General features: G+C 67.3%; 19 protein-coding genes and 3 pseudogenes. 14 read left to right on the top strand and 8 right to left on the bottom strand.

The window, feature by feature from the left end; all coding sequences use genetic code 11:
- Window positions 1–23: 23 nt before the first annotated feature.
- Window positions 24–203, bottom strand: a complete 180-nt coding sequence (locus tag GGE06_RS11695; RefSeq protein WP_184930760.1) for a helix-turn-helix domain-containing protein — start codon at window positions 201–203, stop codon at window positions 24–26.
- A gap of 349 nt (window positions 204–552) precedes the next feature.
- On the opposite strand from GGE06_RS11695, the pseudogene GGE06_RS42480 reads away from it, so the two are divergent.
- Both GGE06_RS42480 and GGE06_RS11685 read left to right on the top strand, forming a co-directional pair.
- Window positions 553–871: pseudogene (locus tag GGE06_RS42480) on the top strand (transposase family protein); the annotation flags it as partial.
- A 233-nt stretch (window positions 872–1,104) separates the two neighbouring features.
- On the top strand, window positions 1,105–3,969 hold the full coding sequence (locus tag GGE06_RS11685) for a COR domain-containing protein (protein WP_184930759.1): 2,865 nt from the start codon (window positions 1,105–1,107) through the stop codon (window positions 3,967–3,969).
- A gap of 22 nt (window positions 3,970–3,991) precedes the next feature.
- Here the strand turns inward: GGE06_RS11685 and GGE06_RS11680 are convergent.
- Window positions 3,992–4,809 (bottom strand): IS5 family transposase gene (locus GGE06_RS11680; protein ID WP_184930758.1). Its coding sequence is split into 2 segments (ribosomal slippage): window positions 3,992–4,467 and window positions 4,467–4,809, totalling 819 coding nucleotides; the frame shifts between segments, so codons are not numbered across the junction.
- A 95-nt stretch (window positions 4,810–4,904) separates the two neighbouring features.
- Here GGE06_RS11680 and GGE06_RS11675 point away from each other — a divergent pair.
- Window positions 4,905–5,090 carry a helix-turn-helix domain-containing protein gene (locus tag GGE06_RS11675; RefSeq protein ID WP_312883108.1) on the top strand — a complete coding sequence of 62 codons (186 nt, stop codon included), beginning with the start codon at window positions 4,905–4,907 and terminating at the stop codon, window positions 5,088–5,090.
- 42 nt (window positions 5,091–5,132) lie between these two features.
- Here the strand turns inward: GGE06_RS11675 and GGE06_RS11670 are convergent, their stop codons facing one another.
- Window positions 5,133–6,257, bottom strand: coding sequence for a tyrosine-type recombinase/integrase (locus GGE06_RS11670; protein ID WP_312883107.1), 1,125 nt, complete (start codon window positions 6,255–6,257; stop codon window positions 5,133–5,135).
- Between the two features lie 279 nt (window positions 6,258–6,536).
- Window positions 6,537–7,715, bottom strand: a complete 1,179-nt coding sequence (locus GGE06_RS11665) for a Cmx/CmrA family chloramphenicol efflux MFS transporter (protein ID WP_184930756.1) — start codon at window positions 7,713–7,715, stop codon at window positions 6,537–6,539.
- A gap of 281 nt (window positions 7,716–7,996) precedes the next feature.
- Between GGE06_RS11665 and GGE06_RS44055 the strand changes: the two are divergent.
- Window positions 7,997–8,080 (top strand): annotated as a pseudogene (locus GGE06_RS44055) (helix-turn-helix domain-containing protein); the annotation flags it as partial.
- A gap of 84 nt (window positions 8,081–8,164) precedes the next feature.
- Here GGE06_RS44055 and GGE06_RS44050 read toward each other — a convergent pair.
- Window positions 8,165–8,907: pseudogene (locus GGE06_RS44050) on the bottom strand (MFS transporter).
- Window positions 8,908–9,167: 260 nt separating this feature from the next.
- Between GGE06_RS44050 and pdxR the strand changes: the two are divergent.
- Window positions 9,168–10,622, top strand: coding sequence for a MocR-like pyridoxine biosynthesis transcription factor PdxR (gene pdxR / locus GGE06_RS11650; RefSeq protein ID WP_184930755.1), 1,455 nt, complete (start codon window positions 9,168–9,170; stop codon window positions 10,620–10,622).
- Between the two features lie 185 nt (window positions 10,623–10,807).
- Here the strand turns inward: pdxR and GGE06_RS11645 are convergent, their stop codons facing one another.
- A complete protein-coding gene (locus GGE06_RS11645; protein ID WP_116162769.1) occupies window positions 10,808–11,026 on the bottom strand; it encodes a three-helix bundle dimerization domain-containing protein in 219 nt (72 codons plus the stop codon).
- Between the two features lie 363 nt (window positions 11,027–11,389).
- On the opposite strand from GGE06_RS11645, the gene GGE06_RS11640 reads away from it, so the two are divergent.
- From GGE06_RS11640 to GGE06_RS11630, 3 genes are all read left to right on the top strand, one after another.
- Window positions 11,390–11,749 carry an SAV_915 family protein gene (locus GGE06_RS11640; RefSeq protein WP_116162771.1) on the top strand — a complete coding sequence of 120 codons (360 nt, stop codon included), beginning with the start codon at window positions 11,390–11,392 and terminating at the stop codon, window positions 11,747–11,749.
- A 14-nt stretch (window positions 11,750–11,763) separates the two neighbouring features.
- Window positions 11,764–13,113, top strand: a complete 1,350-nt coding sequence (gene lysA / locus GGE06_RS11635) for a diaminopimelate decarboxylase (RefSeq protein WP_116162773.1) — start codon at window positions 11,764–11,766, stop codon at window positions 13,111–13,113.
- A 304-nt stretch (window positions 13,114–13,417) separates the two neighbouring features.
- Window positions 13,418–13,666 (top strand): hypothetical protein, encoded by a 249-nt coding sequence (locus GGE06_RS11630; protein WP_246532486.1) that lies wholly within the window; start codon window positions 13,418–13,420, stop codon window positions 13,664–13,666.
- A gap of 184 nt (window positions 13,667–13,850) precedes the next feature.
- Here the strand turns inward: GGE06_RS11630 and GGE06_RS11625 are convergent, their stop codons facing one another.
- Together GGE06_RS11625 and GGE06_RS11620 are read right to left on the bottom strand one after the other, a co-directional pair.
- Window positions 13,851–14,399, bottom strand: a complete 549-nt coding sequence (locus GGE06_RS11625) for a hypothetical protein (protein ID WP_181924724.1) — start codon at window positions 14,397–14,399, stop codon at window positions 13,851–13,853.
- Between the two features lie 54 nt (window positions 14,400–14,453).
- Window positions 14,454–14,735: a hypothetical protein gene (locus GGE06_RS11620; protein ID WP_184930754.1), complete on the bottom strand. Its 282-nt coding sequence runs from the start codon at window positions 14,733–14,735 to the stop codon at window positions 14,454–14,456.
- Between the two features lie 42 nt (window positions 14,736–14,777).
- On the opposite strand from GGE06_RS11620, the gene GGE06_RS42010 reads away from it, so the two are divergent.
- From GGE06_RS42010 to GGE06_RS11595, 6 genes are all read left to right on the top strand, one after another.
- Window positions 14,778–14,939 carry a hypothetical protein gene (locus GGE06_RS42010; protein ID WP_181924930.1) on the top strand — a complete coding sequence of 54 codons (162 nt, stop codon included), beginning with the start codon at window positions 14,778–14,780 and terminating at the stop codon, window positions 14,937–14,939.
- Complete coding sequence (kdpF, locus tag GGE06_RS42470) at window positions 14,936–15,025, top strand: K(+)-transporting ATPase subunit F (RefSeq protein ID WP_116162779.1); 90 nt, start codon at window positions 14,936–14,938, stop codon at window positions 15,023–15,025. Before GGE06_RS42010 ends, kdpF begins: the two co-directional genes overlap by 4 nt.
- A gap of 32 nt (window positions 15,026–15,057) precedes the next feature.
- Complete coding sequence (kdpA, locus tag GGE06_RS11610; protein ID WP_184930753.1) at window positions 15,058–16,722, top strand: potassium-transporting ATPase subunit KdpA; 1,665 nt, start codon at window positions 15,058–15,060, stop codon at window positions 16,720–16,722.
- On the top strand, window positions 16,719–18,863 hold the full coding sequence (kdpB, locus tag GGE06_RS11605; RefSeq protein WP_184930752.1) for a potassium-transporting ATPase subunit KdpB: 2,145 nt from the start codon (window positions 16,719–16,721) through the stop codon (window positions 18,861–18,863). The genes kdpA and kdpB overlap by 4 nt, the downstream gene beginning before the upstream one ends.
- A gap of 6 nt (window positions 18,864–18,869) precedes the next feature.
- Entirely contained in the window at window positions 18,870–19,544 is a 675-nt protein-coding gene (locus GGE06_RS11600) for a potassium-transporting ATPase subunit C (protein ID WP_116162785.1), read from the top strand.
- Window positions 19,545–19,648: 104 nt separating this feature from the next.
- Window positions 19,649–20,344, top strand: a complete 696-nt coding sequence (locus GGE06_RS11595; protein ID WP_184930751.1) for a response regulator — start codon at window positions 19,649–19,651, stop codon at window positions 20,342–20,344.
- The last annotated feature ends 3 nt before the right edge of the window (window positions 20,345–20,347 follow it).

Genomic DNA, 20,347 nt, shown 5'->3' with positions numbered 1-20,347 from the left:
GCAACGTCGCTTGAGCCTGCTGTTCATGCGACCAGTCGGCATCGCTCTTCCAGCCATTGCCGAACCTCGGCCGGAGAGAATCGAAGCTGTTGGCCTACGCGAAAGCTCGGCAGCTCTTCCTTGAGGTGGTTGTCGTACACCCAAGAAGCTGGCTTCCCGAGATAGGCGGCAAGCGCCTTGACGTCCCACATCGGCTCAGGCATAAACGATTCCCCTATGCTTGCTTCGGCTGCTCGCGAGGACGGTAATGAGGAATGACGGCCGCACCAAGTGAGCGGACACCTGTCGGGCGGCAAGGTGCGTGAGGTCAGCACCGATCCAGCACGACGCACCCGAACGGACCGGAACGGACGCCAGCGGAAGTCAGCACCAGGTCAGCACCAGCGCGTTCGCGCTCGATTTGTCTCGCGCGAACCGAGCCTGTGACCTGCATGTTTGCGCAGGAGGGCGTCGCGTGGTAAGCGGCGCCCTCCCATTTGGAGAACATCTGGCTGCGCACGAAGCGCTACGACGCGAACGGCAAGGTCAGAAGCGGTACAAGCGATGTCTGGCGGGTCCGTCCACGACCTGACCGCGGCACGGACCCACGGGATCATCGACGCGCTCGCCGCGGCCGAGCTGAAGTGCTGGGCGGACAGGGCGCACCAGGGAGCCGGCCACCCGTCCGCGTCCCGTTCCGAGGCCGTCGGCTCAAGCGGTGGAAGCGCCGGCACAACAGCAGTCACGCCAAGATGCCAAGATCCGCTGCCTGGTCGAGCAGGCTATGGCGGTCCTGAAGAGCTGGCGACTCCTACGGAAGCTCCGCTGCGGCACCGACCGCATCACCGCGATCGTCCAGGCAGTACTCGTCCTCCATCACGCGTCAGCATGAGGTTGGAGAAGGCTCATTCCATCTCGGTACTCGAGCAACCGGGAGACAGTGCAGGCGGGTGCGGCTCCGCAGGTCTCATGACTCTGCTGGCTGTTGTGGCCGATTAAACAAATTGGTTGAGATGCAACGATCGGCTCCGGAGAGCATCATGGGAGAAGGGCGCATGCTGCCGATGCCAGCCCATTTGGAATCACCGAACCCCGTCGATGCTGTTCGAACGGAAGTCACTAGACATGACAGCCGAGCAGGATCCTATTAAGTATGCCGTCGAGCAAGCGAGAGACACAGGGACCCTCGCTTTGTCAGGACTTGGCCTAACGCGCATTCCAGATGAGACTTGGGATAGAGGGAATCTCTCTGGCGTGCACACCCTAGATCTTACCAATAACCGTCTTGAGGACCTAAATGGAGCTCCAATAGATCAGCTTCCTAACCTCAAGAAGATAATGCTGGATAGAAACAGATTGCGCTTCTTTCCGCATGGCTTGGACATCTCGGCATCACTAGAGTACTTGTCCCTGGATGGCAACGGCATAAGATCTCTAGAAATCCCGGAAGTACACCTTCCATGCCTGACTACACTCACTGTAGCGAAAAATGGCCTGGAGGAAGTCAGTTCAACTATTGGCGAGCTCAGTAATCTGAAATATCTGGACCTCTCCGACAACCTCCTCGGCTCCCTTCCTCAAAATATCGCAGAATTGCAACAGTTGAGGGAGCTGAAGCTGGGTGGGAACCCGGGTTTCGTACCGCCGGGCCGTATCACCGCCCTTCGGTCGCTCCGGCACCTAGATATAAGCAACAATCATCTCACTGAACTTCCTGTCGAGCTGGGAGGGCTACCAAACGAAATCACTTTGCGACTGAATGGAAATTTCTTCAACGAGACCATCGAGCTTCTCGCGAAGCGCCAGACCTCACATTTGCTGGCCTACCTTCGGTCACTTGATGCAGAGCCATACCGTGAAGCCAAGCTAATTCTTGTCGGGGAAGGAAATATAGGAAAGACGTCCATGATCGAAGCATTGAGAGGAAACCCTTTCGTTGAGGGCCGACCTACAACACATGGCATTGAGATCCATACATTCAAAGTCAGGGATGAGCATTCCGAAGAGAAGGAGGAGGAAGAAGGAGAGGAAGTCACTATACGCTCTTGGGACTTCGGCGGGCAGGAGGTATATCGAATCACACATCAATTCTTCTTCAGTAAGGGTGCACTCTATCTTGTGGTCTGGCGTCCAAGGGAGGGTCAGGAAGCTAACTTTGTCGAAGACTGGCTTAAGCGAATCAAGATAAGGTGCGGCGAGAATGCTCGCGTTTTGCTCGTCTCCACGTATGCCGATGAGGGCCGGTCTCCAGAGATTGATTATTCTCAGCTTCGGAGAAAGTACGGGGATATCCTGGCCGGAAGTCTAGCTATTGACAGCAAGAGCGGCAAAGGGATCAGGGAGCTTAAGACAAAGCTCGCAGTTATGGCGCACACTCTGCCGCGTATGGGCGAGCGCATCAGCCGCAGGTGGCTCGACGTCCAGGAAGAATTGCTGCGGTCGGACAGCCCTTACGTCAAGCGCGCAACGTTCGACCGAATTTGCGATCGACATAACGTTGACGAACTCGAAGCAGAAGCTATCGCCCCGCTTCTTAATGATCTAGGATATATAGTCTACTATCCAGACGATCAAGAATTGCGCGATATTCTGATTCTCCAGCCAGAATGGCTAACAAAGGCGATCAGTTGTGTATTCGAGGATCCCGAGACGCGACAGAATCAGGGCATCTTGTCCCATGCTTCACTGGCCCGAATCTGGGGTGGCGGCGAGATAGGATACGACGAAAAGCTTCACCCGTACTTTTTGCGACTGATGGAGAAGTTCGACGTTTCTTACAGAATCCCCGAAGAGGATGCCAGCCTAATAGCCCAACTGGTCCCCTACGTGAAGCCGGAATTCACGTGGCCGGATTCCGGTCCCGAGCTATCACTCTACTGCGACTTCGCTCACCGTCCGACCGGACTGATTCCGTGGATGACCGTGAGGACAAGGCGGTTTAGCTCAAAGCAATGGCGACAGGGATTCTTGCTCACCCATCCAGAGTACGACGCGAAAGCGCTCGTTGAGCTACTGTCCCCAACTCGCCTTTCCATCAGGGCAGTGGGAGGCTCACACTATTTCATATTCTCGGTACTCAGGGACACCCTGCAGCATCTAATTAGAATCCGCTGGCCCGGGCTGGCATATCGCATCCGGGTCCCCTGCCTTACTTACTCCGACCATATTGGTCAATGTGAGGGATCCTTTCCCATAGAAAACCTTGAAAAATTGCGCTCAGATGGAACCTTGGAGCTTGTCTGTACCGAGTGCCTGGCCGAGAATGACGTGAATCAACTACTTCTCGGATTCCCGGCCGCCAAGCAATTGCAACAAGAATTTGCAATGGTCGAGAGTCTACGACTACTGCATGGCGAAGTGGCAAGTATTGACCAGGTGCTACGCGCTATGTTGCTTTTCATGAAAGCCACCAACGTCGAAGTCACGGACTGCCCAACGCTTTTTACCCTAAGTCGGGTCGAGTCGAAGGCTTACGATGCTCGAAAGCTTTGGAAGGAGGGTCATTTGCTACAACTTTGGTGCGAGGAGCCAGGAAGCCAACATCCAATCGGCGAACCCTATAGCCTTGGCGTGACAAAGGAATGGGTCGCCGATATTGCACCCTATTTGCGATTCACCGCGAAAGCTGTGTCCGTTCTTGCTCCCATTGCGGGGAACCTAGGAGGCCTGCTCGATGCTCAGGACTTGAAGGACAGCTCGCTTCTAATGAAGGCCCTCGCCGATGCTGCAGCTCCACTGAAGATTTCAGAAGCTGCGGAAGAGGCCGACGATCAACTTTCACCTGCCGAAGGGGCAGCGCTGCGTCGATTTCGGGAAATGCTGTTCAAGCTTGATAGTAGCCGCGACTTCCGTGGGCTTCGACGCGTCTATTTGCCGACTGGCCAGTACGTGTGGCTATGCGAAACTCACTATCGGGTTTACGAGCCCTCCCTGCTTCAACTTCCGGAACCACAAAAGTCTATTGACGGCTCCGTGGAGCCCTCTCCTTGACGTGTCGTCCTTAGACCGTGTCCTATGTGGTGAGGCGGACGAGTCGTTTGTAGCAGCAGATGGCGGCTGCGAGGCCGAGGAAGGCCAGGTAGTTGCGGGGGTGTCGTTCGTAGCGGTGGTTGAGTCGGCGGTAGCCGGTCAGCCAGGACATGGTCCGTTCGATCACCCACCGACGCCGGCCGAGTCGTTCGCTGGACTCGATGCCCTTGCGGGCGATGCGGACCCCGATGCGTTTCCCGCGGAGCCATTTCCGCAGTTCAGGTATGTCGTAGGCCTTGTCGGCATGAAGGCGTTGGGGCTTGAAGTGACGGCCGCGGTGGGGGTCGTGTCTCGTTTGGTGGCCGAGCACCATGGGCTTCAGGGCCTGGCTGTCGTGGGTGTTGGCGGCCGAGACGCCGACGAGGAGGGGCAGTCCGTTCGCGTCCGACAGGACGTGCATCTTGGAACCCGCCTTGCCTCGGTCCACGGGGCTCGGACCTGTGAGTTCGCCCCCTTTTTCGCCCTCACATGGGCGGAGTCGAGGACCGCACGCGAGAGATCGAGCAGGCCGGCGTCGTCGAGACGGTGCAGGATCTCCTCGTGCAGCCGGCCCCACACGCTGGCCCTGGACCAGATCAGGAACCGGCGGTGGGCGGTCGACTTCGAGACCCCGAAACAGGGCGGCAAGGCCCGCCAGGCGCAGCCGGAGACCAGCACGTAGATGATCGCGGCGAACAGCGTCTCATCAGGCGTGTCCCGCGTCCCGCCGCCCTGCGGCCGCACCCGAGAGGGCGGGATCAGCGGCTTTGCGATCTTCCACAGCCCGTCCGGAACAATCCAACTCCACGTACCCCGCCCCATGGTGACCTCAACGACCGCCTCACCACATAGGACACGGTCTTATTAGGGGCGGCCGCTTTAGCTCCCTACCATCGGGGCCGAACCACTGGTGAGAGATGAGGTGCCCTATGGGTTGCCGGTTCCTTGGGATCGCTGAAGCGGCCGAATATTTGGACATGTCTCAGCGTTGGATGTACCGCGATTCACGGAGGTACGGCATCCCTCGCTACTACTTCGGAGGGCGGCTCAAGTTCAAGATCGAGGACCTTGAATGGTGGGCGCAGCAACAGAAGGTCTCGTGAAGGAGGGGCCGGGTGGAAAGCCCGGCCCCTTTTGGCTTTCCGTTAGAGTCCGGCCTCAAGGACCTTGGCCGCACGGCCGATGGATGCTGGCATCAGGTGACGGTAGATGCGATACGTCATGTTGATGTTCGAGTGCCCCATCCACTCGGCCACGTCGGTGATGGGGATTCCCCTGGACAGGCAGTTTGAAGCGAAGAAGTGGCGTAGGGAGTACGGGTTCAGCTTCCGTGTGATGCCTGCTCGCTTCCTGGCTGCGCTCCACTGGTAGTCGAGCGTCGAGTATGCCCAGTAGGGGCTGCGCTGAGTGCGCAGCAAGAACCCGTTCTGGTCCGTGCCGACGTCGTGTGCATACCTGAGGAGGGACTCCCGGGCCGTCGTCGGCATGGGGACCTCGCGGAAGTCGCCAGCCTTGCGGTGCTTGAGCGGGGCCCGCTGGCGGGTCCTCCCTTCGATCTGCTCGGTGATGCGGTACACGTCGTCGGCGACCATCCCTTCGAGGCTGGCTGCGAACGCTTCGCCGTTCCGGTGCCCACACCCGGACATCAGGTCGATGACGACGACAAGGGCCTTGGACGCGACCTCCTTGAGGGCGTGGATCTCCTCCACGGTGGGGATGGTGATTCGAGTGGGGATGTACTCCGGTGGGACAACACCCCGGAGGGGATCGTCGGCTATCCCGCCCCTGTGGTGGGCGTCCCGGAGGATCTTCTTGAGGGTGTCGAAGGCGTTCTGCTGTGTGGCCAGGCCGACCTTGCGCTCCTCCATCGACATGATGAAGTCGTCGACGACGGTCGGCGAGAAGCTGTGGATCCGGCGGGACTCGAGGGTCGGGAGTATCTGACGGTCGAGCAATTGCTTGACCGTGCGTACTGTGCCGGGTGCGTAATGTCGCTGGCGCGGCAACCAGGCGCCTGCGTACTCCCCGAAACGCTGCTTGCCCAGCGTGCGCTTCATCTCGGACTGTTGCACGGGAGTGCTGCGCTTCTCCCTGTAGATCTGCGTGAGGCGATCGAGGGCGTCGTCCTGCGTCGGGTAGCCCGACTCCTCGCACTGTCGTCCCGTTCCGTCGCGGAACCGGATAGCGTAGGGGTGTGCGCATCCGCCCTGCCGTTTGCAGCTGCAGGTCTTGAAGAAACTGCCCATCCCACGGATGAGTTTGGTCGCCACTGACACCGCTCCTGACTCATGCTGGGAGTTTGCTGACCAACGGCTCCACAGCATGGCCCTGACCTGCGGCCGCACCAAACTAGGGCACGTTGATCAACATCCTCATGGATACCTCCTGGAGAGCTGAACAGGTGGGTTGACGAGCGGGGTTTTCGCAGTGCAATTATCGACGCAAGGACACGAGCGCGCACGGGTGCGCCACAGGTCGGATCTGGGAACACCCCCCGCTTGCGCGCGGACCACGATGTCGGTGGAGGCCCCACCCGACGCCCCTCCACGTCACTCGAGTGCCTCGGTGCTCGGGCCGGCCGCGATCACCGTGCGGAGGGGGAACGCGATGAGCAGGGCAACGGCGACCAGGAATCCGCTCGACCACAGCGGCCCGAGGTTCCCGGCCGTGGTGCCGAGGGTGGTCGCGGCGATGAGGGGGCCGACGGCGGCGCCGACGTTGAGTGCCGCGGTCGCGTACGAGCCGGCCATGGTGGGGGCTTCCGCGGCTTCGTAGAGGACCCGCGTGATCAGGGTGCCGCCCAGCGCGAACGACAGGGCGCCCTGGACGAACACGAGGGCGAGCAGCGCGGCCGGCTCGCCGGCCAGCACGGCCAGGGCCGGCCAGCCGATGAGCAGCAGGGGGCCGCTGACCGCGATGACCGGGCCGGGGCGCTGGTCGGACAGCCGACCGGCGACCGTCACTCCGGCGAAGGCCCCGATGCCGAAGAGCACCAGGGCGACGGAGATCCACAGTTCACCGAGCCCGGCGGTGTCGGTCACGACGGGGGCGAGGAAGGTGAGGCCGGCGAAGGTGGCCGCGTTCACCAGCGCGCCCAGCAGCATCACCAGGAGCAACCTCTGCCGTGCCAGCTGGGCGAGTTCCGCTCGCAGGGCCGGTCCGCCGGTCATCTGTTCCTTCGTCCGCCCTGCCGGGATTCCCTTCAGGATGCCGAGGGCTGCGGGCAGGCAGAGAGCGGCGACGGCCCAGAACGTGGCCCGCCAGCCGAGCAGCGTGCCGAGCACCGAGCCGCCGGGGACACCGGCGATCGTGGCGGTCGTCGTGCCGGACAGCAGCACGGCCAGCGCACGTCCCTTCTTGTCGGGCGGGACCAGGGTGGCGGCAGCCGTCAAGGCGACGGCGAGGAACCCCGCGTCTGCGAGCGCGGCGACGACCCGGGTGGCGAACAGGACCGGGAAGCTGGTGGTGACGGCGCCCACGGCGTGGGCTGTCGCGAAAGCGAGGACGAACCCGATCAGGCTGGAGCGCCTGGGCCAGTTGCGGGCGACCGCGGCCACAAAGGGGGCTCCGACGACCATGCCGATCGCGAAGGCCGAGGTGAGCACGCCTGCTGTCCCGACGGTGACGTCGAGATCGGAGGCGATGTCCGGCAGGAGGCCGGCGAGCATGAACTCCGAGGTGCCCATGGCGAAGACGGCCACGGCAAGCAGGTACAGCGGAAGAGGCATCGAGTGGCTCCGGGGCGAGGAGAAGCACGACAAGGTCATCTCGTCACCGCGGCCAGCCCTTGAGGGCGCGCTCGTCGCACCGCAGAACGCGGCGCGACGGCAGGTCTAGGAGCTCAGTGGTTCAGGGGGCTGACGGCGTGACCGAAAGCCCCCACCTTGTCTGACTCAGGACTCGACATGGCCCGCACGCTACCCGACCACCGCCCGTCGAGGCACCTGGATTCCACCGGCGTCGGCTTGCACCGCCCACGTCGAAGGCGCCGACCTCGTACACCTTGACGGTGTTCCTGGGCGAGAGCGGAGCCTGGCGGACCACGGCGGCCGCGCTCCACATCCACGTGAGCACGCTCCACTACCGCATCGAACACCTCACCGGCCGCGACCGCGTCGACCTCTACCTCGCCTGCGCCGTCGACTGCCTCTCCGGCATCCCGATTCCCCACCCTGCGCTACTTCTCGCCCCGCCCCACCACGAGCAGCGTGAGGACGGCGAGGGCCGCGCCGATCCACAGCACGCTCGTGGTGGCGATGCCCTCGACGGCGAGGCCGCCGAGGATCCAGGTCTGGAAGCTCACCGGTACGGCGCCGTAGCCAAGGCCCCACAGGATCAGGACGGCGCCTGCGGTGACGGTTGTGTTGCCGACGAGCGCCCCGGCGATGAAGTTGCCGCATATGCCCGCGACGCCGAAGGTCAGCAGGAGCGCGCTGATCATGCTGTCGCCGACGCCGTCGTCCTGGAGGAGACGACGGCGGTCGCCCGCGGGACGTGCTTCTCGGGCACCAGCCGCAGCGCGATGCCGCCGGCTATGGACCAGAAGCCGCCGACGCTGATGCCGATCAGGAAGCGGGCGGCCAGGACGACCGCGAAGCCCGTCGCGAAAGCGGAGGCGAGGTCGGCCGCGCCCACCAGACCGACCAGGCCCGCCAGGACGATACGGCGGTCGACGTGACCGGTGGCCACGGTGACCAGGGGCGCCGCGACGGCGGCGACCAGCCCGGGCACGGTCACCATCAGCCCCGCGGTGCCCTCGGACACGTCCAAGGCGGAGCCCACCGGGGTGAGCAGGCCCACGGGCAGCAGTTCGGAGGTCATCAGGGCGAAGATGCCCAAGGTCACCGCCAGGACGGCGAGCCGGCCCTTGACGGGCGATCGCTCGCCGGCGGCGGACACCGGTGCGTCGAGGGTGGTCAGGGCTCCATCAGCCCTTCGTGAGGTGAGCGTTCCAGGGCATGGCATGGCGTGGCATGGCACGGGCGGGGCGGTGGCCCCGTGGGTCGGCCATCCTCGGCGTAGACCTCATCGGAGACGCCCTCGGGCAAGAGGGTGACGGCCTCGAGGGCGGCCTTGCACACCTGGGGGCGACGGTGGAGAAGTTCATGCGCCGAGGCACCTGAAACGTTGTCATGCCATGAACCTAAGAGCGGAAGCGACCCAGGGTAGGGTGCATTTCCATGGTGGAAGCATGGGTCAATTCTCCGGAGTCCCCCCGCGAGCGAAGCCGGCCGGACCCAGCTGCGGGAACCGACCTCCACCTGGAACTCTCCGGGGAGGGAAGTCTGCGCAGCCGGCTCATGGACGCCCTGCGGGAGGCCATCCGCTCCGGCCGGCTCGCCCCCGGCACCCGGCTGCCGCCCTACCGCAGCCTCGCCCGCGACCTGGGCGTCGCCCGCAATACCGTCGCCGACGCCTACGCCGAACTCGTCGAGGAAGGCTGGCTCACCGCCCGCCAGGGCTCCGGCACCCAGGTCGCCCGGCGCACCACACCGCTCCGGCCGGACCACGCGCGCCGCTCCCAGGGCATGCCCCGCCGACGCATCGAGCACGACCTGATGCCCAGCTCGCCCGACGCCGCCGCCTTCCCGCGCGCCGCCTGGCTCACCTCCGCCCGCAGGGCCCTCGCCGCCGCGCCCAACGACGCATTCGGCGTGGGCGATCCGCGCGGCCGGGCCGAGCTGCGCGGTGCCCTCGCCGAGTACCTGGCACGCGCCAGGGGCGTGCGCACGGAGCCCGACCGGATCGTGATCTGCTCCGGCTTCGCCCACGGACTCCGGCTGCTGGGCGGTGTGCTGGAAGGCCCGGTCGCGGTGGAGTCGTACGGGCTGGACTTTCACCGGGGCATCCTCGACGGGATGGGCCTGCGCACGGTCCCGCTGACGGTCGACCCCCACGGCGCGCGGATCGACGAAGTGCCGGACGCCCGCGTGAAAACCGTCCTGCTCACCCCCGCGCACCAGTTCCCCACCGGCGGACCGCTGCACCCGGAACGCCGGACGGCAGTCATCGACTGGGTTCGTTCCAGCGGAGGGCTGCTCGTGGAGGACGACTACGACGGAGAGTTCCGCTACGACCGCCAGCCGGTCGGCGCGGTGCAGGGCCTTGACCCCGACCGGGTCGTCTACATCGGCTCGACCAGCAAGAGCCTGTCACCGGCGCTGCGGCTGGGGTGGATGGTGCTGCCGGGCCGGCTCGTCGACGACGTACTCGCCGCCAAGGGGCCCCGGGAGATGTGGTCGGGCGTCGTCGACCAGCTCACCCTCGCCGACTTCATCGCCCGCGGCGCCTACGACCAGCACCTGCGCCGCATGCGACAGCGCTACCGGCGCCGCCGCGACCTGCTGGTCGACACGCTCGCCGAACGCGCCCCGCACATCAGGGTCAGCGGCATCGCGGCCGGCCTGCACGCCGTCCTCGAACTGCCCGAGGGCACCGAGGACGCTGCCCTGCGCGCGGCCCGACGGCAGGGACTGGCGCTCGACGGGCTGCGCCCCTATCGCCATCCCGACAGCACGATGCCACCGCGCGACGGCCTGGTCATCGGCTACGGCACACCGCCGGAGCACGCCTTCGCGGCAGCCATGGACGCACTGTGCCTGGCGCTGCCCGATCCGCCGCAGGACGACCGGTGACAGACGACCTTCACCGTGAACACCCGCCCGTCACCAAGGCGCTGCCGCCGGCCTGGGCCGAGAGGTGCCTGGAGCGGGTCTCCGAAGAGCAGGGCGAGCAGGCGCGGGTGCCGAGTCTGCGCACCTCGCACGGGCACCGGCAGCCTCAGGTCCGGCGTGGCGCACGGGTGCGTGACGGCCGATCGTCAGGTCTCGAGTTCGCCCTGTCCGGCGGAGGGCAGGAGGTCCCTGGCCCGGCGCTCCATGAGGACCGGCAGGTACGTCCGCACGCGTGCGTACTTGAGCTCTTCGTACGCCGTCCGCACCGACCCCTGGATCAGGCCGACGTCCACATGGGGATGCGCCTTGATCAGCCGCTCCGCTACGAGGCGGATCGCCTGGGCCCCCTCCTCCGATTCCGTCATCCGGCACCTCAGCCTTCCTCGCGGGGCTCCTCCCCTCAGTTTCGTGGGGGTGTGCTCCGCGGGGAAGTCGATCTTCCGTCGAAGCGTGCGGCCGACTGCCCCACCTCGTCGGCCGGACCTGGGTGCGTGGCGGCTTCGGCGACATCGGATCGGGGGCCGGAGAGGCAGGCTGATGTCGAGCGAGCGCCTTCTCGCGGGAACGGGCAGACCAGGCGGGAGCGGTGTACGGGCGGCGTATCCATTCGGGCGGATGCCGTCAGGGGAGCGTCAGGAGGCCGCCGGGGCAGGTGAGGAACGGGAATAGCGTCGGTGACACCCCGGTGCGACCGCGTCCGGGGTCTCGTTTCCACCTCGGAGGAAGCCATGTCGTCAGCTGCCTTGTACGGAGAAGAGCCCGAGCCCGGAGAACAACTCCCGGCCGGACGCCTCTGCGTGCCCGTCCGGCCGGGCTCCGGCGGGTGTGTGACCCGCCTCTTCCGTACGCCGGTCGGCGGCCGGACCGCCGTCGCCTTCACCGGTCCGGCGCGGTTGAGGGCCGTCCTGGGCGCGGCCCAGCCGTGGATCGTCCTCGCCGAACCGGCGCTGCGCGCGCTCATGGAGCCGCTGGGCGTCCGCGAACTGCGGATCGACCCCGTCCTCACCGCCCCGGCCCCGGCCTCGTCGGCCGCTCCCGCGGCGGTGCCCCTGTCGGGCCCGCGGCCGCTCGCCGTACTCGCGAAGTGAAAGGGGCCGCGGCGATGACCACCCTTCCCCTGCCCGTCGTCCCGACCGACACCGCCGTCGGCACCGACGGCCACCGCTCCGTCTGGCCCGCGACCACCGCCGAGCGACCTCATGGCGACGTCCTCGTGGGAGGCGTGTCGCTGACCGGGATCGCCGAGAGCCACGGCACCCCCGTCTACGTCCTGGACGAGGCCGAGGTCCGCGAGCGCTGTCGCACCTACCGCAGCGCCTTCCCCGACGCCGGGATCCACTACGCGGCCAAGGCGTTCCTGTGCCGCGCCCTCGCCCGCTGGATCGAGGAGGAGGGGCTCGGCCTGGACGTCTGCTCGGCCGGCGAGCTGGAGCTCGCCGTCACCACCGGATTCCCGGCCGACCGGATCCTGCTGCACGGCAACGCCAAGTCGCCGCAGGACCTGGCGCTCGCGCTCCGCCTCGGTGTGGGCCGGATCGTCATCGACACCCCCGCCGAGATCGCCCGCATCGCCGCCGCGGTCGGCACCGGCGGCCACCAGAAGGTCATGGTCCGGGTGACGCCCGGCATCAGCGCGGGCGGCCACCACAAGATCCGTACCGGCTCCGACGACCAGAAGTTCGGCCTGTCCCTCCGCGACGGCCACGCCCAGCACGCCATCGCCCGCATCCTCGACCAGCCGCAGCTCGAACTCACCGGACTCCACTGCCACCTGGGCTCGCAGATCACGGACGTCAGGCCGTACCTCGTGGCCGTACGCCGCCTCGTCGGCCTCATGGCCCGCGTCCGCGACACCCACGGGATCGCGCTGCCGGAGCTCGACCTCGGCGGCGGCCACGGGATCGCCTACCGTCCCGGCGAGCCGGCGCTCGACCTGACGCGACTGGCGGCGAGGGTCCGCGCCGAACTCGCCGAGAGCTGTGCGGCGGCAGGGCTTCCCGTCCCCCGTCTGATCATCGAGCCGGGCCGCGCCGTCGCGGGCCCCGCCGGCGTCGCCGTCTACCGGGTGCTCGCGGTGAAGCGAACGCCCGGCCGGACGTTCGTGGCGGTGGACGGCGGGATGAGCGACAACCCGCGGCCCGCGCTGTACGGAGTGCGGTACGCGCCCCGCCTGATCGGCCGTCACTCACCGGCCGAGGCCGAGCGCATGACGGTGGTGGGCCGCCACTGCGAGGCCGGCGACGTCCTCGCCGAGGACGTGCCGCTGCCGGCCGACGCCCACCCGGGCGACCTGCTCGCGGTGCCGGTGGCGGGCGCCTACCACCTGGCCATGGCCTCCTCGTACAACCTCGTCGGCCGCCCGCCGGTCGTCGCCGTCCTCGACGGCCGGGCCCGGGTCCTGGTGCGCCGCGAGACCCTGGAGGACCTCCGGGTCCGCGACATCGGCCTCTAGCGCCTGTCCGGCGGGCCGGACGGCTCACGGCGGCCGCTTGAAGCCGTCGGCCGACGTGGACGTCCGTCCGCCTCGAGGCCACCGCCCCGCTCGCCGCGATCGACGCTTGGCTGTGACCCGATCTCATCGTTCGGGCCGAACCTACGATGCCGCCATGGTGATCTCCGGGCCGCAGCCCCCAGCAGCGTGGAGTGGTTGGCGGGACCGCTCCACGAGGCGGGTTTCCGTGTCGTGGGGCGGTTCCCCTGCCGGAGATCGCCGAGTCCTGGCGGTCTTCCAAGCGACTCCCGGAGTCGGCGGTCTCGTGACCCGGGAGAGCCTGGCGACCGTGCAGGTGCCGGTGGGGATCCGCTGGGGTGGAGCGGACACGGTCAACCCCTACGAGGTCGACACCCGGCCCTACCTGGACCACATCCCCAGGGCAAGCGGCTGCTCGGCGGGCCCCGACGTCCGCCACGAAGACTTCTTCATGCCGGAACCCGCCGACTCGGCCGTCCGTGTACAGATGGGCAGGGAGGCCGCCGCCTTCTTCGAGCAGCACCTCTTTTCCTGAACCTCGACGTGTTCGGGACGGGAGGCACAGAAGACGCCGGCCTTCCACGCGGAGGTCGCGCGGCCGGAGGCGGCCGGCCGGAGACCGGCCGCGAACGGGTGGCTCAGCCCGCCCCGCTCGCGCCGCACGCCGATCGCACGCACCGGACGCCCGGCCTGATCCGACGCGAACGGTCAGACAGGCCCTAGCCCAGCCCCGACACCTTGAGGACCGACCGCGCCGCCTCGCGGTGGACGTGGCGGGAGAGCCGGGTCAGATCGCTGGTGTCGCGGCTCAGTGTGCCGCGCTGCGTCGAGGTCCTGGCCCCGGCCTCCAGACGGAGCCAGAGCGCCGGATTGGCGGTCAGAACGCGCAGGCCGACCTCCGCTCGACCGCCCTCCGTGTCCCTCAGGACCACGCGAAGCGAGGTGCCCGTGGCCGGCCAGGCCACGGTCGAAAGCCGGTCGGTGCGGACCGTCCTGGTCGTCCACAGGTCCTGGACGATCAGCAGGTCCGGCGTGGCGGTGACCCGCGCGGGCAGCAGGACCACCAGCAGGACCGACGCGAGAGCGATCGATCCCACGGCGCGCAGCAGGGTCAGGTGGTGCGTGCCGGCCTCGACGGTCACCGACACCACGAGAAGGAGGGCCGCGCATCCGACGGCGGCGCGGGCCTCTCCCGGCCAGCCCGCGTCGGACAGGACGTCGCCGGAGGCGTCCGGTACGGGACGGACGATGCGGGGGAGCGGCTTCATGGCCCCCACGCTAGGACCACGGCCCGGCCGTACCACCGAGCTCGTACGCCGTGTTTACGCGGCCGTCCGAAGAATTGACGGAGCGCTGACGGCCACCGGACCGGTCGTGTGGTGGACGTACTCGCGGGCGAGACGGAAGCCGGCGGTCCGGGCCAGGAGGCGGCTGGTGCGATGGGCGCGGGAGCAGCTCCAGGCGGCGGCGCGGCCCCGGGCGGTGATGCCGTCGGTGATGCCCCCGGGCGAGGGCGGTGGGGGCGCCGGCCAGGAGGGCGTGGTCGCCGCAGGTGACGGCGACGACGCGGGATCCAGGGCGGGGTCGCGTACGGGATGTGTCAAGACGGCCGCGGTGCACGTTAGGGGGACGTCAACGGCGGCGGCGTGGTGGCTGGAACGCGATTTCCTCTAACAGGTCCGAACGGATCACTCATCTCAACCACTCACATCCGGGAGCTCACGATGGCCGACGTGGCCTTCGTCGTCACCACGGTCGCGATCTTCGCGCTGGTGGCATTCGTCGCCAAGGGGGTGGCGAAGCTGTGACTGTCGAGAACATCGTCGGTCTGCTGGTCGCCGCCGGCCTGCTGGCCTATCTCGTCCTCGCCCTCGTCAAGCCGGAGAGGTTCTGACGGTGACATCAGTCGCTTCCGCTCCGGGGGATATGAGTCCCGTCCTGGCTGGAATCCTCCAGCTCCTCGCCCTGGTCGTCGCGCTCGGTCTGTCCTACCGGCCGCTCGGTGACCACATGGCCAAGGTGTACTCCTCGGAGAAGCACTACCGGCCCGAGAAGTGGATCTACAAGGCGATCGGCGCGAACCCGAACGTCGAGATGCGCTGGCCCGCGTACCTGCGCGGGGTGCTCGCCTTCTCCGCGGTGAGCGTCCTCTTCCTCTACCTGCTGCAGCGGGTGCAGGGGTCGCTGCCCGGCTCGCTCGGCTTCGTGTCGATCGACCCGGACCAGGCCTTCAACACGGCCGCGTCGTTCGTCGCGAACACCAACTGGCAGTCGTACTACGGCGAGCAGGCCATGGGGCACGTCGTGCAGACCGGCGGCCTCGCGGTGCAGAACTTCGTCTCGGCGGCGGTGGGGATCGCCGTGGCGGTGGCCCTCGTCCGTGGCTTCGCCCGCTCCCGCACCGGTGAACTGGGCAACTTCTGGGCCGACCTGGTGCGCGGAGTCGTACGCATCCTGCTGCCCATCTCGGTGATCGGCGCGCTCGTCCTCGTCGCCTGCGGTGCGATCCAGAACTTCGCCGGGATCCACGAGGTCGGCCAGTTCACGGGCGGCTCGCAGCAGTGGAACGGCGGCGCGGTCGCCTCGCAGGAGGTCATCAAGGAGCTGGGCACCAACGGCGGCGGCTACTTCAACGCCAACTCGGCCCACCCCTTCGAGAACCCCAACGGGCTCTCCAACCTCTTCGAGATCTACCTGATCCTCGTCATCCCGTTCGCGCTCACCCGTACCTTCGGCCGCATGGTCGGCTCGATCAGGCAGGGCTACGCGATCCTCGCCACCATGGCCACCATCTGGCTCGGCTTCACCGCGCTGATGATGTGGACCGAATTCGCCCACCACGGGCCCGCCTTCGACATCGCCGGCGGCGCCATGGAGGGCAAGGAGACCCGCTTCGGCATCGGCGGTTCGTCGATCTTCGCGGTCGCCACGACGCTGACCTCGACCGGCGCGGTGAACTCCTTCCACTCCTCGTACACCGGCTTCGGCGGCGGGATCACGATGCTGGGCATGCAGCTCGGCGAGATCGCGCCCGGCGGCGTCGGCTCCGGCCTGTACGGCATGCTGATCATGGCGGTCATCGCGGTGTTCATCGCCGGTCTGATGGTCGGCCGCACCCCGGAGTACCTGGGCAAGAAGATCGGCACCCGCGAGATCAAGTTCGCCGCGCTCTACATCCTGGTCACCCCGGCGCTCGTGTTGTGCTTCACCGCTCTGGCGATGGCCCTGCCGACGCCGGCGAACTCGATGACCAACTCCGGCGCGCACGGCTTCTCCGAGATCCTCTACGCCTACACCTCGGGCGCCAACAACAACGGCTCCGCCTTCGCCGGCCTGAACGCCGACACGCAGTGGTTCAACTCGACCATCGGCATCGCGATGCTGCTCGGGCGGTTCCTGCCCATGGTGTTCGTGCTCGCCCTGGCCGGTTCGCTGGCCGAGCAGACGCCCGTACCCGAGACCGCGGGCACCCTGCGGACCGAGAAGCCGCTGTTCACCGGCCTCCTGGTCGGCACCATCATGATCATCACCGGTCTCACCTACTTCCCGGCCCTGGCCCTGGGACCGCTCGCCGAAGGGCTCGCGGCATGAACATCGACGTGAAGAAGCAAGAGGGCGCTGTGAACCAGTCGTCTACCGCCACGGCGGCCACGGTGCCGCACGAGGACCTGTCCGCGGGACATCAGGCCTCCGGCCGCGTGGGCGGCGGTCTGTTCGATCCGAAGCAGCTGGTCAAGTCCCTCCCGGACGCGATCAGGAAGCTCGACCCGCGGGTGATGGTCAAGTCGCCCGTGATGTTCGTGGTGCTCGTCGGCTCGGTGGTCACCACCGCACTGGCGGTCAAGAACCCGGGGGACTGGTTCGGCTGGGCGATCACCGCCTGGCTGTGGCTCACCACGGTCTTCGCCAACCTGGCGGAGGCGGTCGCCGAGGGCCGGGGCAAGGCCCAGGCGGACACCCTGCGCAAGGCCAAGACCGACACCGTCGCCCGCCGTCTGACGAAGACGGGCGAGGAGCGCGTCCCCGGCACCGAGCTCAGGATCGGTGACCTCGTGGTCTGCGAGGCCGGAGACGTCATCCCCGGCGACGGTGACGTCGTCGAGGGCGTCGCCTCGGTCGACGAGTCGGCGATCACCGGCGAGTCCGCCCCCGTCATCCGCGAGTCCGGCGGCGACCGGTGCGCGGTCACGGGCGGTACGAAGGTGCTGTCCGACCGGGTCGTCATCAAGATCACGACGAAGCCCGGCGAGACGTTCATCGACCGGATGATCAACCTGGTCGAGGGCGCGGCGCGGCAGAAGACCCCGAACGAGATCGCCCTCAACATCCTCCTGGCGTCCCTCACCATCGTCTTCCTGCTCGCCGTCGTCACCCTGAAGCCCTTCGCGATCTACGCCGGGGCCGACAAGCAGACCTCGATGATCGTGCTGACCGCCCTGCTCGTCTGCCTGATCCCGACGACCATCGGCGCCCTGCTCTCGGCGATCGGCATCGCCGGCATGGACCGGCTCGTGCAGCGCAACGTGCTCGCGATGTCCGGCCGAGCGGTCGAGGCCGCCGGTGACGTGAGCACCCTGCTCCTCGACAAGACGGGCACCATCACGCTGGGCAACCGCCAGGCGTCGGAGTTCGTCCCGGTCAAGGGCACCACCGAGGCCGAACTGGCCGACGCCGCCCAGCTCTCCTCCCTCGCCGACGAGACCCCCGAGGGCCGCTCGATCGTGGTCCTCGCCAAGGAGAAGTACGGGCTGCGCGAGCGCCACCAGGGCGAGCTGGCGCACGCCACCTGGATCGAGTTCACCGCCCAGACCCGTATGTCGGGTGTGGACGTGGACGGCCGTCGGGTCCGCAAGGGCGCGACCGGATCGGTCGTCGCCTGGGTCGAGGAGCAGGGCGGCACGGTCGCGGCCGACGCTCAGAACCTCACCGACTCGATCTCCCAGGCCGGCGGCACCCCGCTGCTCGTCGCGGTCGAGGACGACAGGGGTGCCCGTGTCCTCGGGGTGATCCACCTGAAGGACGTCGTCAAGGAGGGCATGCGGGAGCGGTTCGACGAGCTGCGCCGCATGGGCATCAAGACGGTCATGATCACGGGTGACAACCCGCTGACCGCGAAGGCCATCGCCGAGGAGGCGGGTGTCGACGACTTCCTCGCCGAGGCCACCCCCGAGGACAAGATGGCCCTCATCAAGCGCGAGCAGGCCGGCGGAAAGCTGGTCGCGATGACCGGTGACGGCACGAACGACGCCCCGGCGCTCGCCCAGGCCGACGTCGGTGTCGCGATGAACACGGGCACGTCGGCCGCGAAGGAGGCCGGCAACATGGTCGACCTCGACTCCAACCCGACCAAGCTCATCGAGATCGTCGAGATCGGCAAGCAACTCCTCATCACCCGGGGCGCGTTGACGACCTTCTCGATCGCCAACGACGTGGCGAAGTACTTCGCGATCATCCCCGCGATGTTCGCCGTCGCCTACCCGTCGCTCGACAAGCTCAACATCATGGGCCTGGCCTCGCCCCAGTCCGCGATCCTGTCCGCCGTCATCTTCAACGCGCTGATCATCATCGCGCTCGTCCCGCTCGCCCTGAAGGGCGTGCGGTACCGGCCGAGCAGCGCCGACTCGATGCTCCGCCGCAACCTCGGCGTCTACGGACTCGGCGGCCTGATCGCCCCGTTCATCGGCATCAAGCTCATCGACCTCCTCATCTCCCTCATCCCCGGAATCGGCTGACCCGCGATGAACAACTCCGCAGGAAACACAGGACGCGTGCTCTGGGCCGGGCTCCGCGCCCTCCTCGTCCTCACCGTGATCACCGGCGTCCTCTACCCGCTCGCCGTCACCGGCATCGCCCAACTCGCCTTCCCGTCCAAGGCCAACGGCTCCGAGATCAAGGACGCGAACGGCAAGGTCGTCGGCTCCGAACTCATCGGCCAGACCTACAACCTGCCGCTCAAGGACGGCGAGGAGACCGCGGCCCCGGACCTGAGGTGGTTCCAGCCGCGCCCCTCCAACGGCCTCGGCGGCAACAGCGTCAACACCCGGTACAAGCTGATCCTCTCCGGCGCCACCAACCGCTCCGGCGACAACGAGGACCTGATCAAGTGGGTGACGGACGCGAAGGCCGCCGTCGTCAAGGACAACTCCACCGCCGACTACAAGGTGAAGCCGTCCGACGTCCCCGCCGACGCCGTCACCTCCTCCGGGTCCGGCCTGGACCCGCACATCTCCCCGGAGTACGCGAAGCTCCAGGTCCACCGGGTCGCCGAGAAGAACCACCTCGGCGTCGCCCAGGTCGAGAAGCTGGTCGCCGACCACACCGACGACCGCATCCTCGGCTTCATCGGCGAACCCCGCGTCAACGTCCTCCAGCTCAACACCGCGCTGAAGAACCTGACGGCGGCCAAGGGCTGATGGCCTTACGCCCGACGTACGGGAGCCGGCAGCCGGGGAACGCCCCGGCTGCCGGCTCCCGACGCGCATCCGACGCCACGCTCACGACGAAAGGCAGTACGCCGATGACCCGGGTCCTGGTCGTCGAGGACGACGCGCAGCTCGCGCGCGCCCTGATGATCAACCTCAAGGCGCGCACGTACGAGGTGGCCGCGGCCCACGACGCCGCCACCGCACTCCGGCTCGCGGCCACCGAGCCACCGGACGTGATCCTGCTGGATCTCGGGCTGCCCGACATGGACGGCATCGACCTCATCCGGGCGCTGAGCGGCTGGAACCGGGCTCCGGTGCTGGTGCTCTCCGCCCGCAGCGGGTCCGAGGACAAGATCCGTGCGCTGGACGTGGGTGCGGACGACTACATGACCAAGCCGTTCAGCATGGACGAGCTGCTCGCGCGGCTCCGCGCGGCCACCCGCCGTCTGGAGGAGTCGTCCGCGCGGGCGGGTACCGGAGGGGCGGGGTCCCTGGTCACGACCGACGACTTCACGGTCGACCTCGTGGCGAAGAAGGTCCGGCGCGGTGACCGCGACATCCGGCTCACCCCGACCGAGTGGCACCTGCTGGAGATCCTCATCTGCGACCCCGGCGTCCTCGTCAGCCAGCAGCGCCTGCTCAAGGAGGTGTGGGGGCCGAGCCACAGCACCAAGACCAACTACCTGAGGGTCTACATGGCGCAGCTGCGCCGCAAGTTGGAGGCGGACCCGTCACACCCCCGCCATCTGATCACCGAGCCCGGCATGGGGTACCGCTTCGAGGCGTGACGC

The sequence above is a fragment of the Streptomyces nymphaeiformis genome (assembly GCF_014203895.1).
Classification (GTDB): Bacteria; Actinomycetota; Actinomycetes; order Streptomycetales; family Streptomycetaceae; genus Streptomyces; species Streptomyces nymphaeiformis.
This window is presented reverse-complemented; position numbering and strand designations above follow the sequence as displayed.

What these genes read in the sequence shown, in the direction of transcription:
- GGE06_RS11695 (WP_184930760.1), bottom strand. Translation starts at nt 203, where the DNA reads ATGCCTGAGCCGATGTGGGACGTCAAGGCGCTTGCCGCCTATCTCGGG.
- GGE06_RS11685 (WP_184930759.1), top strand. Translation starts at nt 1,105, where the DNA reads ATGACAGCCGAGCAGGATCCTATTAAGTATGCCGTCGAGCAAGCGAGA.
- GGE06_RS11675 (WP_312883108.1), top strand. Translation starts at nt 4,905, where the DNA reads ATGAGGTGCCCTATGGGTTGCCGGTTCCTTGGGATCGCTGAAGCGGCC.
- GGE06_RS11665 (WP_184930756.1), bottom strand. Translation starts at nt 7,715, where the DNA reads ATGCCTCTTCCGCTGTACCTGCTTGCCGTGGCCGTCTTCGCCATGGGC.
- pdxR (WP_184930755.1), top strand. Translation starts at nt 9,168, where the DNA reads ATGGTGGAAGCATGGGTCAATTCTCCGGAGTCCCCCCGCGAGCGAAGC.
- GGE06_RS11645 (WP_116162769.1), bottom strand. Translation starts at nt 11,026, where the DNA reads ATGACGGAATCGGAGGAGGGGGCCCAGGCGATCCGCCTCGTAGCGGAG.
- GGE06_RS11640 (WP_116162771.1), top strand. Translation starts at nt 11,390, where the DNA reads ATGTCGTCAGCTGCCTTGTACGGAGAAGAGCCCGAGCCCGGAGAACAA.
- lysA (WP_116162773.1), top strand. Translation starts at nt 11,764, where the DNA reads ATGACCACCCTTCCCCTGCCCGTCGTCCCGACCGACACCGCCGTCGGC.
- GGE06_RS11625 (WP_181924724.1), bottom strand. Translation starts at nt 14,399, where the DNA reads ATGAAGCCGCTCCCCCGCATCGTCCGTCCCGTACCGGACGCCTCCGGC.
- kdpA (WP_184930753.1), top strand. Translation starts at nt 15,058, where the DNA reads ATGAGTCCCGTCCTGGCTGGAATCCTCCAGCTCCTCGCCCTGGTCGTC.
- kdpB (WP_184930752.1), top strand. Translation starts at nt 16,719, where the DNA reads ATGAACATCGACGTGAAGAAGCAAGAGGGCGCTGTGAACCAGTCGTCT.
- GGE06_RS11600 (WP_116162785.1), top strand. Translation starts at nt 18,870, where the DNA reads ATGAACAACTCCGCAGGAAACACAGGACGCGTGCTCTGGGCCGGGCTC.
- GGE06_RS11595 (WP_184930751.1), top strand. Translation starts at nt 19,649, where the DNA reads ATGACCCGGGTCCTGGTCGTCGAGGACGACGCGCAGCTCGCGCGCGCC.